Source organism: Pseudomonas bijieensis, from assembly GCF_013347965.1.
GTDB classification, from domain to species: Bacteria; Pseudomonadota; Gammaproteobacteria; order Pseudomonadales; family Pseudomonadaceae; genus Aquipseudomonas; species Aquipseudomonas bijieensis.
In genome coordinates, this window is sequence record NZ_CP048810.1 from 3,698,054 (window position 1) to 3,712,030 (window position 13,977).

The window sequence follows — 13,977 nt, forward strand, 5'->3', positions numbered from 1 at the left end:
TCCACCGGGATTAGAATGTCCCGCATTCTTTTTTGGTGACCGCGATATGACTGATCAGCGCAAAGGCAGCGATGCCGAACCCACCACTCACTTCGGCTTCAAGAACGTGCCGGAAAGCCAGAAAGCGGAAAAAGTCGCCGAGGTTTTCCACTCCGTGGCCGCCAAGTATGACTTGATGAACGACCTGCTCTCGGGCGGCATGCACCGCCTGTGGAAGCGTTTTGCGATCGAGCTGTCGGGCGTGCGCAGCGGCAACCGCGTACTGGACATCGCCGGCGGCACGGGCGACCTGACGAAGAAGTTTTCCCACATCGTCGGGCCGACCGGCCAGGTGGTGCTCGCCGACATCAACGAATCCATGCTCAAGGTCGGCCGCGACCGCCTGCTGGACCTGGGTGTGGCCGGCAATGTCGAGTTCGTCCAGGCCGACGCCGAGAAGCTGCCGTTCCCCGACAATCATTTCGACTGCGTGACCATCGCCTTCGGCCTGCGCAACGTCACCCACAAGGAAGACGCCCTGCGCTCGATGCTGCGCGTGCTCAAGCCCGGCGGCCGCCTGCTGGTGCTGGAATTCTCCAAGCCAACCAACGCGCTGATGTCCAAGGCCTACGATGCCTACTCGTTCGCCTTCATGCCGCTGATGGGCAAGCTGATCACCAATGACTCGGAAAGCTATCGCTACCTGGCCGAATCGATCCGCATGCACCCGAACCAGGAAACCCTGAAGTCGATGATGGTCGAGGCCGGCTTCGACCGCGTGACATACCACAACATGACCGCAGGCATCGTCGCCCTGCATCGCGGCATCAAACCCTGATGCTGCTCACCGGCCTGCTCGCCAGCGTCGAACTCGGCCTCAACCGGGTGCTGCGCCTGGACAGCACGGCGCTCGCGCGCCTGGCGCACTTGAGCGGCACAGTGATCGCCGTGGACTGCCGCAGCCCGGCGTTGCGGCTGTTCATCCTGCCCAGCGACGAAGGCCTGATGCTCGCCGCCCACTGGGAAGCCGAGGCCGACTGCACGCTGCGTGCCCCGGCGTCGAGCCTGCTGAACCTGGCCCTGGGCAAGGACAAGACTGCCGTGCTGCACAGCCCTGACGTGGAACTCGACGGCGACAGTGGCGTGCTGCTGGAGCTGGCGGCGATTCTCCAGGACCTGGAGCTGGATTGGGAATACGAAGTGTCTCGCTGGATCGGCCCGGTGGCGACCCAATTGCTCAGCGGCCATTTGCGTAGCCGCGGCCGCTGGTATCGCCAGGGCTTCGCCAGCCTGGGGCAGAATCTGAGTGAATACCTGGCCGAAGAATCGCGTACCCTCGTAGGCCAACGCGAAGCCCAGGCCCGCTTTAATGAACTGGACCAGGTCAAGCTTGACCTGGAACGTCTCGAGGCGCGTTTCGAGCGCCTTTCCCGATCCCTTGAAACCAAGCGATAACGCATGAAGCTGCTTGCCGTCCGCCGTTTGTTGCGCATCCAGCGCGTCGTGATCCGCTACCGCCTCGATGACCTGCTGTTCGCCCTGCCATTGCCCTGGTTTCTCCTGGCACTGCGTTTCGTGCTGCCGTGGCGCTGGTTCCCCCGGCGAACGCTGGACCTGACGCGCGGCGCACGCCTGCGCCTGGCCTTGCAGGACCTGGGCCCCATCTTCATCAAGTTCGGGCAGATTCTCTCGACCCGTCGCGACCTGTTGCCCGAAGACATCGCCGATGAGCTGATGCTGCTGCAGGACCGCGTGCCGCCGTTCGACTCCAAGCTGTCGGTGGCGCTGATCGAAGAGCAACTGGGCAAGAAGGTCAGCGAAGTCTTCAGCCGTTTCGACGTCGAGCCCCTGGCCTCGGCCTCGGTGGCCCAGGTGCATGCCGCGCAGCTCAAGAGCGGCGAAGAAGTGGTGGTCAAGGTCATCCGCCCGGGCCTCAAGCCGATCATCGCCCAGGACCTGGCGTGGCTGTTCATCCTCGCCCGCGCCGCCGAGCGGCTGTCGGCCGACGCCCGCCTGCTGCATCCGGTGGACGTGGTCCAGGACTACGAAAAAACCATCTACGACGAACTCGACCTGCTGCGCGAAGCCGCCAACGCCAGCCAGTTGCGCCGCAACTTCGAGGGCTCGCCGCTGCTCTATGTGCCGCAAGTGTATTGGGACTGGTGTCGCCCGAAAGTGTTGGTGATGGAGCGCATCTACGGCATCCAGGTCACCGACCTGGCAACCCTGGCCGACCAGCGTACCGACATGAAGCTGCTGGCCGAGCGTGGCGTGGAGATTTTCTTCACCCAGGTATTTCGCGACAGCTTCTTCCACGCCGACATGCACCCGGGCAACATTTTCGTCAGCACCGTGCAACCGTGGAGCCCGCAATACATTGCCATCGACTGCGGCATCGTCGGCAGCCTGACTCCCGAGGACCAGGATTACCTGGCGCGCAACCTGTTCGCCTTCTTCAAGCGTGATTACCGTCGTGTCGCCCAACTGCACATCGATTCGGGCTGGGTCCCGGCCGAGACCAAGCTCAACGAATTCGAAGCGGCGATCCGTACCGTGTGCGAACCGATCTTCGAAAAACCGTTAAAAGATATTTCCTTCGGCCAGGTGCTGATGCGCCTGTTCCAGACCGCGCGCCGCTTCAACATGGAGGTTCAGCCACAGCTGGTACTGTTGCAGAAAACCCTGTTGAACATCGAAGGCCTCGGCCGCCAGTTGTATCCGGACCTCGACCTGTGGAACACCGCCCAACCGTTCCTCGAACGCTGGATGCGCGAGCGCGTCAGCCCCAAAACCTTGCTGGGCAACGTGCAAAGCCAGTTCGAGCAGCTCCCGCACCTGGCCAACATGACCCGCGACCTGCTCGAACGCATGTCCCAGCCCCATGCCCACGACCCGGCGCCACCGTGGCACCGACGCAAGGATGACTGGTTCCTGCGCCTGCTCGGCGCAGCTCACCTGGGAGGTGGCGCAATGCTGGCGGCTGGTGGGCCGTTGAGCGAATTGGGCCATTGGCCCGCCGCAATCATGGTGATCGTCGGCTTGTATCTGGTCGTTCGCCGATAGCCAGCACCGGTTCGCGCTGGCACACTGTTTCAACGCTGGGCCCGCCGACTTCAGGTGCGTGGCCCATGGTCGGAGTCAAAGATGAAAAACTGGCAGGACGAGATCAAATGGGACGCTGACGGCCTGGTGCCAGCCATCGCCCAGGACCACAAGACCGGGCGCGTACTGATGATGGCCTGGATGAACCGCGAAGCACTGGCCCTGACCGCCGCCGAGAACCGCGCCATCTATTGGTCACGTTCCCGTGGCAAGCTGTGGCGCAAAGGTGAAGAATCCGGGCATGTGCAGCACCTGCATGAGATGCGCCTGGACTGCGACGGCGACGTCATCATCCTGATGGTCGAACAAGTCGGTGAGATTGCCTGCCACACCGGCCGTCAAAGCTGCTTCTATCGCGTCTTCGAGAACGGCGACTGGAAAACCGTCGACCCGGTGCTCAAGGACCCGCATGCCATTTATTCAGGACATACCCATGAGTGACACCCTGACCCGCCTGGCCCAGGTGCTGGAAGAGCGCAAAGGCGCCGCGGCCGACAGTTCCTATGTCGCCAGCCTGTACCACAAGGGTTTGAACAAGATTCTGGAAAAAGTCGGCGAAGAGTCGGTCGAGACCATCATCGCCGCCAAGGACGCCGCCATCAGCGGCGATTGCAGCGACGTGATCTACGAGACCGCCGACCTGTGGTTCCACAGCCTGGTCATGCTGGCCCAACTGGGGCAGCATCCGCAGGCCGTACTGGATGAACTGGACCGTCGCTTCGGTCTGTCCGGGCACGTCGAAAAAGCCTCGCGCCCGTCCGCCTGATCAACTTTTGAGAGGAATAGCCACATGGGTATCTTTGACTGGAAACACTGGATCGTCATCCTGGTTGTCGTGGTGCTGGTATTCGGTACCAAGAAACTGAAAAACCTCGGCACCGATGTCGGCGAGTCGATCAAGGGCTTTCGCAAAGCCATGAACGATGACGAAAAACCGGCCGACCCGACGGCTGCCCCGGCGCAACCGGTACAGCCAGCCCAACCGGTACATCCCCAGGCCACCCAGCCTGTGAATGCGCCGCACACCATCGACGTGCAGGCACAAAAAGTCGAAGAGCCCGTCCGCAAAGACTCGTGAGCACTGACTAATGTTTGGGATCAGCTTCACTGAACTGCTGCTCGTCGGCCTCGTCGCCTTGCTGGTACTGGGCCCAGAGCGCCTGCCGGGTGCTGCGCGTACCGCCGGTCTGTGGATCGGGCGCCTGAAGCGCAGCTTCAATGCGATCAAACAGGAAGTTGAACGTGAGATCGGTGCCGACGACATCCGTCGGCAACTTCACAACGAACATATCCTGTCCCTGGAGCAGGAAGCGCGGAAAATCTTCACGCCGACCCAACAGGAGCCGACGCCGGTTCAGCCTGCGGTCGAGCCGACGATTGCGCCACAGGCGTCGGTGGACAACACGACGCCCGTGGTGGCCGAGCCGGCCCAACCGGTGGAACCCGCCGCGACAGTAACAACGCCAGCAGCTCCCAACGACCCTACTTTGCCGCCGCGAGCCCCATGAGCGATATCCCTGAAAACGACCAGCCGATGCCGCTGGTATCGCACCTCACCGAGTTGCGCACCCGCCTGCTGCGTTGCGTCGCGGCGGTTTTCATCATCTTCGCCGGGCTGTTTTCCTTCACCCAGCAGATCTACACCTTCGTTTCCACGCCGCTGCGCCAGTACCTGCCGGTAGGGGCAACGATGATCGCTACCGACGTGTCGTCGCCGTTCCTGACGCCACTGAAGCTGACGATGATGGTCTCGCTGTTCCTGGCGATCCCGGTGATCCTGCACCAGATCTGGGGCTTCATCGCACCGGGCCTGTACAAGCATGAAAAACGCATCGCCGTGCCGCTGCTGGTGTCCAGCATCCTGCTGTTCTATACCGGCATGGCCTTCGCCTATTTCCTGGTGTTCCCGCTGATCTTCAAGTTCTTCGCCGCCGCTACGCCGGCAGGCGTGGAGATGATGACCGACATCACCAGCTACCTGGATTTCGTCATGACGCTGTTCTTCGCCTTCGGCGTGGCGTTCGAAATCCCCGTGGCGGTGGTCCTGCTGGTGTGGATCGGCGTGGTGGACGTGGCCTACCTGAAGAGGATCCGCCCCTATGTGATCATCGGCTGCTTCGTGGTCGGCATGATCCTGACCCCGCCGGATATCTTCTCCCAGACCCTGCTGGCCGTTCCGATGTGGCTGCTGTTCGAGATCGGTATCCTGTTCGGTGGCCTGGTGCGCAAGCGCCGGGAAGAAGAGCCCGAGGACCAGCCGGTCGATGACCACAACGACCAGCCGCCTGCGACCCAAGCGTGAACCTGCTGCTGCTCGAAGAGGCCGATTTCATCGGGCCTGACCGGGTCGTGCTGAGCGATCGCCGGTTGACCCACATGCAGGAAGTCCATCGCAGCGCTGTCGGCGACAGCCTGCGGGTCGGGCGTATCGGCGGCTTGATGGGCACGGCCCAGGTGCTGCGCCTGGAGGCTCGCGAGGCCGAACTGCAAGTGACCCTCGACCAGCCGCCACCGGCCAAGTTGCCGCTGACCCTGGTGCTGGCGCTGCCGCGTCCGAAAATGCTCAGGCGAGTGTTCCAGACCGTCGCCACCATGGGTGTGCCGCGGGTGGTACTGGTCAACAGCTATCGCGTGGAAAAGAGCTTTTGGCAGACGCCGTTCCTCGAACCCGAGGCTATCCGCGAGCAACTGATCCTGGGCCTGGAACAAGCCCGGGACAGTGTGCTGCCAGACATCATTATCGAAAAACGCTTCAAACCCTTCGTCGAGGACCGCCTGCCGGCCATCGCCAACGGCACCCTCGGACTGGTCGGGCACCCTGGCAACCACCCGCCCTGCCCGCGAGCGCTAACAGAACCGGTGACCTTGGCCATCGGCCCCGAAGGCGGTTGGATTCCCTACGAGATCGACCTGCTGGGCAAGGCCGGCTTGCAACCGGTGCAGTTGGGCGAGCGGATCCTGCGGGTCGAGACCGCGGTTACGGCGCTGCTCGCACGACTGTTCTGATCCCTTTGGTTTACCACGGTATTCAAAACGCATCTAACTCATTTCTCCTGTTCCCCCTTTCTGGGCCGATAACGCTTTATACAAAGCAGTTCCGCCCTTCAAGGGAGTATCAGCATGTTCCAATGGCTAGGTAACGTAGGCGTTAATCGCAAACTTGGCTTCGGTTTCGGCCTGGTGCTGTTCTTAACCTTGATGATCGCTTTCACCGGATGGATCGGCCTGGGCCGCGTGATTGCCCACGGCGACATGCTCGGGCTCATTGCCAGCCTGAACGACCAGACCAAGGACCTGCGTACCGCGCGCATGGACTATTTTTCGACCCGCGGCGAAAAGGGCCCAGGGGAAATCAACGATCTGCTCGGAAAATTGGAGCCTGGGCTCCAAACCGCCCGTCAATCGATCGAGCAGCCAGCCGACATGGCGCTTCTCGACAAACAACTGGGGGCTATCGCCGACTACAAAGTTGCCTTCACCGAACTGACCCACGCCATTGCCAATCGTGAGGATGCACGCGGCAAACTGGGCGCCAATGCCGATAACGCCGTAGCCCGTGTCGCCACCGTTGAAAACGCCCTGCGGCAAAGCGACAACGTGGCTCAATTCGACAGCGTGGTCAGCCTGAGCAAGGCCATCCAGCAAGCCCGCTATCAGGTTCGTGGCTACACCTACAGCGGCCAGGCCGACGCCGAACAGCCTGCCCTGGATGCCATCGATAACGCGTTGAAAATCCTCGCCAGCCTGCCGCCCCAACTACCAGACGAACACGCCGCCAACCTGCAGCAGGCCAACGAATCGTTCAAGACTTATCGTGCAGCGGTCGGCCAGTTCCGTGATGCCCAGACCGCAAGCGCTGCCGCGGTCAAGCGCATGTCCGACTTGGGGGTGGTGCTACGCGAGGCCAGCAGGAATCTCACCCAGTCCCAGACCATCGTGCGCGACCATGAAGCCAGCGATGCCAAGATTTTGCTGGCATCGGCCGCCGCGCTGGCCTTCCTGTTCGGCGTGATCGCCGCCCTGGCGATCACCCGGCAGATCGTCACCCCGCTGGAGCAGACCCTCAAGGTCGCCGAACGCGTGGCGGCAGGCGACTTGACCCACAATCTCACCTCCGAGCGCCGCGACGAACTGGGCCAACTACAGCGCGCCATGCAGAGCATGACCGTGGGCCTGCGGCAATTGATCGGCGGCATCAGCGAAGGCGTCACGCAAATCGCCAGCGCCGCCGAACAGCTTTCAGCCGTTACCGAACAGACCAGCGCCGGGGTCAACAGCCAGAAGGTGGAAACCGATCAGGTCGCCACCGCCATGCACGAAATGACCGCTACGGTGCAGGAAGTGGCGCGCAATGCCGAGCAAGCGAGCGAAGCAACGGCCGCCGCGGACCAACAGGCTCGCGAAGGCGAAAAGGTGGTCGGAGAAGCCATCGCCCAGATCGAGCGCCTGTCCAACGCGGTGGGCAATTCCACCGATGCCATGGGCCACCTCAAACGCGAGAGCGACAAGATCGGCAGCGTCCTGGACGTGATCAAGTCCGTGGCCCAGCAAACCAACCTGCTGGCCCTCAACGCGGCCATCGAGGCGGCCCGGGCCGGTGAAGCCGGGCGTGGGTTCGCGGTAGTGGCCGACGAGGTGCGCAGCCTGGCCCAGCGCACCCAGAAGTCCACCGAAGAGATCGAGCAACTGGTCCTTGGCCTGCAGACCGGAACCGAACAGGTCGCGACCAGCCTGGACAACAGTCGCAGCCTGACCGACAGCAGCGTCGAACTGACCCGCCGTGCCGGTGGCTCACTGGAAAACATCACCCGCACCGTCTCGGCGATCCAGTCGATGAACCAACAGATCGCCGCCGCGGCCGAGCAACAGAGCGCCGTGGCCGAAGAGATCAACCGCAGCGTGCTGAATGTTCGCGACGTGTCCGAACAAACGGCTGCTTCCAGTGAAGAAACCGCCGCCTCCAGCGCCGAACTGGCGCGGCTTGGGGTTCATTTGCAGACGCTGGTGGGACGCTTCAAGGTCTAACCTGAAGGGCAGGCATAAAACCCGTGGCGAGGGCGCTTGCTCCCGCTAGGGCGCGAAGCGGCCACCGGCGGGCGTTCGGAGGGGCAACGACTTCGCAGCCGAGTGCCCTCACCAAGGAAACGCCCCTACCTATTTCCTACAGATCCCCGTCACATGGTCGATACTCTTCTCATAAGACCTATAAAAGGTTCCAGGGAGTATCAGCATGTTCAGTTGGCTGACCGAAAAGCTGGGAAACGTAAGCGTCAATCGCAAACTGGGTTTCGGTTTTGGCCTGGTACTGCTCATGACCCTCCTGAGCACCTTCGCGGGCTGGAACAGCCTGGGCAGCGTGATCAGCCGCGCTGACAAGCAGGCGTCTATCGCCAGTCTCAATGAGTTGGCCAAGGATTTGCGAGTCGCCAGTCTCGACTATGAGATGCGGCGTGGCGAACAGGGACCCGCTGTCGTCAGCGAGTTCTTGGGCAAGCTTCAGGAAAGCATACAAGCTGCCCTCAAACAGTTTGTACGTCCGGCAGACCAGGAGTTGCTCAATCAGCAACTGGCTATCCTCGACGAGTACAAACGCGCCTTCGGCGACCTGACCCAGGCGACGCAGAACCGCGAATCGGCCCGATCCAAGCTTGGCGCCAACGCCGACAATGCCGTGGCCAAAGTGAAGGAGGTCGAAAATGCCTTGCGCCAAGGCGACAGTGTTGCGCAATTCGACAGTGTGATCGAGCTGAGCAAACTGCTCCAGCAAGCGCGCTACCAGGTTCGCGGCTACACCTACAGTGGCAAGGCCGATGCCGAGCAACCGGCGCTGGAGGCCATCGATAGTGTCTTGAAAAACCTTGAAAGCCTGCCGGGCAAACTGCCGGAACAACACACCGCCAACCTGCAACAAGCCACTGAATCGATGAAGGCCTATCGTGCCGCCGTCAGCCAGTTCCGCGATTCGCAGGTGGCCAGCGCATCAGCCCTCAAGAGAATGGTCGACCAGGGCGCCCGTTTGAATGACCTGAACAACCATTTGACTACCTCGCAGATTGAGAAACGCGACCTGGAGACGACGCATGCGAAAGAAGTGCTGATCATCGTCACCATCCTGGCATTGGCGTTTGGCCTGCTGGCGGCCTGGATCATTACCCGGCAGATCGTTGTTCCACTGCAGCAGACCTTGGTTGCCGTTGAACGTGTCGCCTCCGGCGACTTGAGCCATAACCTGGTGGTCACCCGCCGTGACGATATGGGCCAATTACAAGGCAGCCTACAGCGAATGGTGATCAGCCTGCGGCAACTGATCGGAGGCATCGGCGAAGGCGTTACGCAAATCGCCAGCGCCGCTGAACAGCTCTCCGCCGTCACCGAGCAGACCAGCGCCGGGGTCAACAGCCAGAAAGTGGAAACAGACCAGGTCGCCACCGCCATGCACGAAATGACCGCCACGGTGCAGGAAGTGGCGCGCAACGCCGAAGAAGCCTCCGAAGCGGCCGTCGCTGCTGACCAACAGGCTCGCGAAGGCGAAAAAGTCGTGGGCGAAGCCATTGCCCAGATCGAACGCCTGTCCAAGGAAGTGGGCAATTCCACCGAAGCGATGGGCCATCTCAAGCGCGAGAGCGACAAGATCGGCAGCGTGCTGGATGTGATCAAGTCCGTGGCCCAGCAAACCAACCTGCTGGCCCTCAACGCGGCGATCGAGGCGGCCCGTGCCGGTGAAGCCGGACGTGGGTTCGCGGTGGTGGCCGACGAGGTTCGCAGCCTGGCCCAGCGCACCCAGAAGTCCACCGAAGAAATCGAAGAGCTTATCCTCGGCCTGCAATCGGGCACCGAACAGGTCGCGACCACCCTGGACAACAGCCGCAACCTGACCGATAGCAGCGTCGAATTGACCCGCCGCGCCGGTGGCTCGCTGGAAAACATCACCCGTACGGTCTCGGCAATCCAGTCGATGAACCAACAGATCGCCGCCGCCGCCGAGCAGCAGAGTGCCGTGGCCGAAGAGATCAACCGCAGCGTCGTGAACGTTCGCGATGTGTCCGAACAGACGGCTTCTTCCAGCGAAGAAACCGCCGCCTCCAGTGCCGAACTGGCACGGCTGGGGGTTCATTTGCAGACGCTGGTAGGACGCTTCAAGGTCTGACCCAAAAGAGCTGGCATAAGCCTGTGGCCAGGGCTTGCTCCCTCGCCACAGGAATGCATTACGTCTATTTTTCTACAGATCCCGGCAAAACCGCCGATACAACCCTGATAAAACCAATCAGCGCTACAAGGGAGTATCAGCATGTTCCGGTGGCTTGCCCAGGGTCTGGGAAACGTAGGCGTTAATCGCAAACTCGGCGCAGGCTTCGGCCTGGTGCTGTTCCTCACCTTGATGATTGCATTCACCGGCTGGTCCGGCCTGGGCAATGTCATCAGTCGGGGCGACAAACTGGGCTTCATTGCCAGTCTCAACGACTTGAGCAAAGACTTGAACCTGGCCAGCATCGACTACAACACCACGCGGGGCGAGAAAGGACCGCAAGCGGTCAACGACCTGCTGGGCAAGCTCGAAGAGGGCCTGAAGACTGCTCGCCAGTTGATCGAACAACCGGCCGACGTCGCGCTGATCGATGCGCAACTGGCCGCCGTCGCCGAATACAAGGGCGCCTTCGCCCAGATGACCCGCGCCACCGTCAACCGCGAAGATGCCCGTAGCAAACTCGGCGCCAGCGCCGACAACGCCGTGGCCCGCGTCGCTGAAGTTGAAAAGTTGTTGCTGCAAGCCGGCGACATCACCCCGTTCAACAGCGTGGTCACCCTGAGCAAGGCCATCCAGCAAGCCCGCTACCAGGTTCGTGGCTACACCTACAGCGGCAAGAGCGAAGCCCAGCAACCGGCCCTCGATGCCATCGACACCGTCCTCAAACTGCTCGCGCGCCTGCCAGACCAATTGCCCCAGGAACACGCCGCCGACCTGCAGCAGGCCAGCGACTCGTTCAATCTCTATCGCGCGGCGGTCGCCCAATTCCGCGACTCGCAAATCGACAACGCTGCGGCCCTCCAGCGCATGACCGAGCAAGGTCAAATACTGATCGACGCCAGCCAGAAGCTGACCGTATCCCAGACCGCCGTGCGTGACCACGACGCCGCCCAAGCCAAGACGGTCCTGATCGTAGCGGCCGCCCTGGCGCTGCTGTTTGGCGTGATCGCCGCCCTGTTCATCACCCGGCAGATCGTCGGCCCGCTCGGCCAGACCTTGAAGGTTGCCGAACGCGTGGCCGCCGGTGACCTGACCCACAACCTGACCTCCGAGCGTCGCGACGAACTCGGCCAGCTGCAACGCGCCATGCAAAGCATGACCGTGGGCCTGCGGCAGTTGATCGGTGGCATCAGCGAAGGTGTGACCCAGATCGCCAGCGCCGCCGAACAGCTCTCGGCCGTGACCGAACAGACCAGCGCCGGGGTCAACAGCCAGAAAGTGGAAACCGACCAGGTCGCCACCGCCATGCACGAAATGACCGCCACCGTGCAAGAAGTCGCACGCAACGCCGAGGAAGCTTCCGAAGCCGCCGTCGCTGCCGACCAACAGGCCCGCGAGGGTGACAAAGTGGTTGGCGAGGCCATTGCCCAGATCGAACGCCTGGCTAAGGAAGTCGGCAACTCCACCGCCGCCATGGGCGACTTGAAGCGTGAAAGCGACAAGATCGGCAGCGTCCTGGACGTGATCAAGTCCGTGGCTCAGCAGACCAACCTGCTAGCCCTCAACGCCGCCATCGAAGCCGCCCGCGCCGGCGAGGCCGGACGTGGTTTTGCGGTGGTGGCCGATGAAGTCCGCAGCTTGGCCCAGCGTACCCAGAAGTCCACCGAAGAAATCGCAGAACTGATTGTCGGCTTGCAAAGCGGCACCGAACAAGTCGCGACCATCATGGACAACAGCCGCAGCCTGACCGACAGCAGCGTCGAACTGACCCGCCGCGCGGGGGGCTCGCTGGAGAACATTACTCGCACGGTTTCGGCGATCCAGTCGATGAACCAGCAGATCGCCGCGGCGGCGGAGCAGCAGAGTGCGGTGGCTGAGGAGATCAACCGTAGTGTGCTGAATGTGCGTGATGTGTCGGAGCAGACGGCGTCGTCCAGTGAGAAGACTGCCGCTTCGAGTGCTGAGCTGGCGCGGTTGGGGGGTTCATTTGCAGACGTTGGTGGGGCGGTTCCGGGTCTAGCAGGCCTACGCAAAACCTGTGGCGAGGGAGCTTGCTCCCGCTTGAGTGCGCAGCGCTCACAATATTGCAGGGAGCAGCGGCTGCGCCATCTTGAGCTGGTGGTCTGTGGGTATAGGTATTCTTGGGTGTATATCCGTTATTTAGGTAACGGCTACTTAGGGTTCCGCCCTTACGGCGGCTCACTTTTGAAAAGCGCAAAAGTAAGCAAAACGCTTCTGCTTCTGCCCCACCACTCGGCACCTCGCCTAGGCTCGGTGTGCCCTCACTCCGGCATTGCTCCGTGGGCCGCCGCGAAGGGCCATCCATGGCCCAGCGCGGCTAACCCGGCATCCATGCCGGGTTGCCCACTGCGCAATGCCTGCGTTCGGCCAGCGTGGTTTACGGGGCGCCGAGATCAACGTCCACCGCGAGGCGGCCTGATAGCCGACCTGGCTCTTGGTAAAACCGCGTTCCTCCTGTGGGAGCGGGCTTGTTCGCAAAGACCATGTCACAGCCAATGAAGATATCGAATGTGCTGGCCTCTCACCGTTGATCTTCAGCGGGCACAACATTCATGTACACCGCAAAGCCATTGTGGGAGCGAGCTTGCTCGCGAAGGCGGTGCCACAGTGGATGAAGATGTCGGATGTGGTGGCCTCATCGCGAGCAGGCTCGCTCCCACAGGGGAGTGCGGTCACCCAGAACCAGGTCGGCTACTAGGCCGCCTCGCGGTGGACGTTGATCTCGGCGCCCCGTTAACCACGATGGCCGAACGCAGGCATTGTGGAGTGGGCATCCCGGCATGGATGCCGGGATAGCCGCGCTGGGCCATGGATGGCCCTTCGCGGCGGGCCCACGGAGCAATGCCGGAGTGAGGGCATGCCGAGCCTAAGCGAGGCACCGAGTGGTGGGGCAGGAGCGTTTTGCTTACTTTTGACTGGGCCGGCTTCCGGGCTTCTCAAAAGTGAGCCGCTGTAAGAGCGGAACCGTCAGCAGCCGTTACCTAAATAACGGATATACACACAAAAATCCCCCTCCCACAATCCGTCATCCCAAGGCTACGGCGCCTTGCGCCATTGCCTACAACTACGCCAGAATCCGCCGGCTTGTACGCCTTAGGCCTGGGCTTTAACGTTTGCAGGTCGCTGTCAGTTCAGCGATCGGGTTTAGCAGCCTGAACAATCCTAGACGTACGCTCTCCACATGCGTGAGCAGGCTTCAGCGCCTGCACATCTATGTCATGGCGGTTGTGCGTGGGAGACCTTCGGGTCTGCCGGGTTCTAGGGTCCCGGTCTGCTAACCCGCGTACAGTCGCCACCCTTCTCGTTTAGCAGCGATATCTGGCGGCTCCATTACCCTAGGAGCGTCAACTATGTACAAGGTCACACCCAACCCACCAGAACCAGAAACCGACCCCAAGAAACTCCAGGAAGCCGCTGATCGCACGCTCGATTACTACCTGAACCCCAAACAGGCCAAATCCGAGAATAAACCCTCGCCAGGCCAACTCTTCACCGTCGTCGACGGCATCGACACCGAAAGCCTGCTGGCCAACCTCAGCGAAACCCTGGCCTCAGCCGATGCCATGGTCAGCGACCTTGCGTTCGACCTGAAAGGCACGCGACGCCATGTTGCCCTTGGCATCCTACAACTGATCGAACTGAGTGGATTGTTGGCGAATCGGCTGTTGGACAGCGTCAACCCCTAGACC

12 protein-coding genes and 2 pseudogenes are annotated in these 13,977 nt (G+C 61.9%); all 14 read left to right on the forward strand.

Translation table 11 applies throughout. From position 1 onward, the window contains the following. The first annotated feature begins 46 nt into the window (after nucleotides 1–46). The 14 genes and pseudogenes from ubiE to GN234_RS16220 all read left to right on the forward strand — a co-directional run bounded on the left by ubiE (nucleotide 47) and on the right by GN234_RS16220 (nucleotide 13,974). Nucleotides 47–817 carry a bifunctional demethylmenaquinone methyltransferase/2-methoxy-6-polyprenyl-1,4-benzoquinol methylase UbiE gene (ubiE, locus tag GN234_RS16160; RefSeq protein WP_003196937.1) on the forward strand — a complete coding sequence of 257 codons (771 nt, stop codon included), beginning with the start codon at nucleotides 47–49 and terminating at the stop codon, nucleotides 815–817. Beyond that, nucleotides 817–1,441 (forward strand): annotated as a pseudogene (locus GN234_RS16165) (ubiquinone biosynthesis accessory factor UbiJ). Before ubiE ends, GN234_RS16165 begins: the two are co-directional and overlap by 1 nt. Further along, entirely contained in the window at nucleotides 1,438–3,042 is a 1,605-nt protein-coding gene (ubiB, locus tag GN234_RS16170) for a ubiquinone biosynthesis regulatory protein kinase UbiB (protein WP_109752022.1), read from the forward strand. Before GN234_RS16165 ends, ubiB begins: the two are co-directional and overlap by 4 nt. An 81-nt stretch (nucleotides 3,043–3,123) precedes the next feature. Next, nucleotides 3,124–3,522, forward strand: a complete 399-nt coding sequence (hisI, locus tag GN234_RS16175; RefSeq protein WP_003196931.1) for a phosphoribosyl-AMP cyclohydrolase — start codon at nucleotides 3,124–3,126, stop codon at nucleotides 3,520–3,522. Next, on the forward strand, nucleotides 3,515–3,847 hold the full coding sequence (locus GN234_RS16180) for a phosphoribosyl-ATP diphosphatase (RefSeq protein ID WP_003186671.1): 333 nt from the start codon (nucleotides 3,515–3,517) through the stop codon (nucleotides 3,845–3,847). Before hisI ends, GN234_RS16180 begins: the two co-directional genes overlap by 8 nt. A 24-nt stretch (nucleotides 3,848–3,871) precedes the next feature. Next, nucleotides 3,872–4,159, forward strand: a complete 288-nt coding sequence (locus GN234_RS16185; RefSeq protein WP_109752021.1) for a twin-arginine translocase TatA/TatE family subunit — start codon at nucleotides 3,872–3,874, stop codon at nucleotides 4,157–4,159. Nucleotides 4,160–4,169: 10 nt separating this feature from the next. Next, nucleotides 4,170–4,589, forward strand: coding sequence for a Sec-independent protein translocase protein TatB (gene tatB / locus GN234_RS16190; protein WP_116833979.1), 420 nt, complete (start codon nucleotides 4,170–4,172; stop codon nucleotides 4,587–4,589). Next, a complete protein-coding gene (gene tatC, locus GN234_RS16195) occupies nucleotides 4,586–5,383 on the forward strand; it encodes a twin-arginine translocase subunit TatC (protein ID WP_109752019.1) in 798 nt (265 codons plus the stop codon). The genes tatB and tatC overlap by 4 nt, the downstream gene beginning before the upstream one ends. Next, the gene (locus GN234_RS16200) at nucleotides 5,380–6,087 is read left to right on the forward strand and encodes a 16S rRNA (uracil(1498)-N(3))-methyltransferase (RefSeq protein ID WP_163855672.1); all 708 of its coding nucleotides are present in this window, start codon (nucleotides 5,380–5,382) and stop codon (nucleotides 6,085–6,087) included. The genes tatC and GN234_RS16200 overlap by 4 nt, the downstream gene beginning before the upstream one ends. A gap of 114 nt (nucleotides 6,088–6,201) precedes the next feature. Further along, nucleotides 6,202–8,106, forward strand: a complete 1,905-nt coding sequence (locus GN234_RS16205) for a methyl-accepting chemotaxis protein (RefSeq protein WP_176688764.1) — start codon at nucleotides 6,202–6,204, stop codon at nucleotides 8,104–8,106. A gap of 286 nt (nucleotides 8,107–8,392) precedes the next feature. Beyond that, a pseudogene (locus GN234_RS30375) lies at nucleotides 8,393–9,325 on the forward strand (methyl-accepting chemotaxis protein); the annotation flags it as partial. Between the two features lie 198 nt (nucleotides 9,326–9,523). Beyond that, a complete protein-coding gene (locus GN234_RS30380; protein WP_371856174.1) occupies nucleotides 9,524–10,228 on the forward strand; it encodes a methyl-accepting chemotaxis protein in 705 nt (234 codons plus the stop codon). A 231-nt stretch (nucleotides 10,229–10,459) separates the two neighbouring features. After that, entirely contained in the window at nucleotides 10,460–12,787 is a 2,328-nt protein-coding gene (locus GN234_RS16215) for a methyl-accepting chemotaxis protein (RefSeq protein WP_411828791.1), read from the forward strand. An 851-nt stretch (nucleotides 12,788–13,638) separates the two neighbouring features. Then, on the forward strand, nucleotides 13,639–13,974 hold the full coding sequence (locus tag GN234_RS16220) for a DUF6124 family protein (RefSeq protein ID WP_176688766.1): 336 nt from the start codon (nucleotides 13,639–13,641) through the stop codon (nucleotides 13,972–13,974). Nucleotides 13,975–13,977 lie beyond the last annotated feature (3 nt).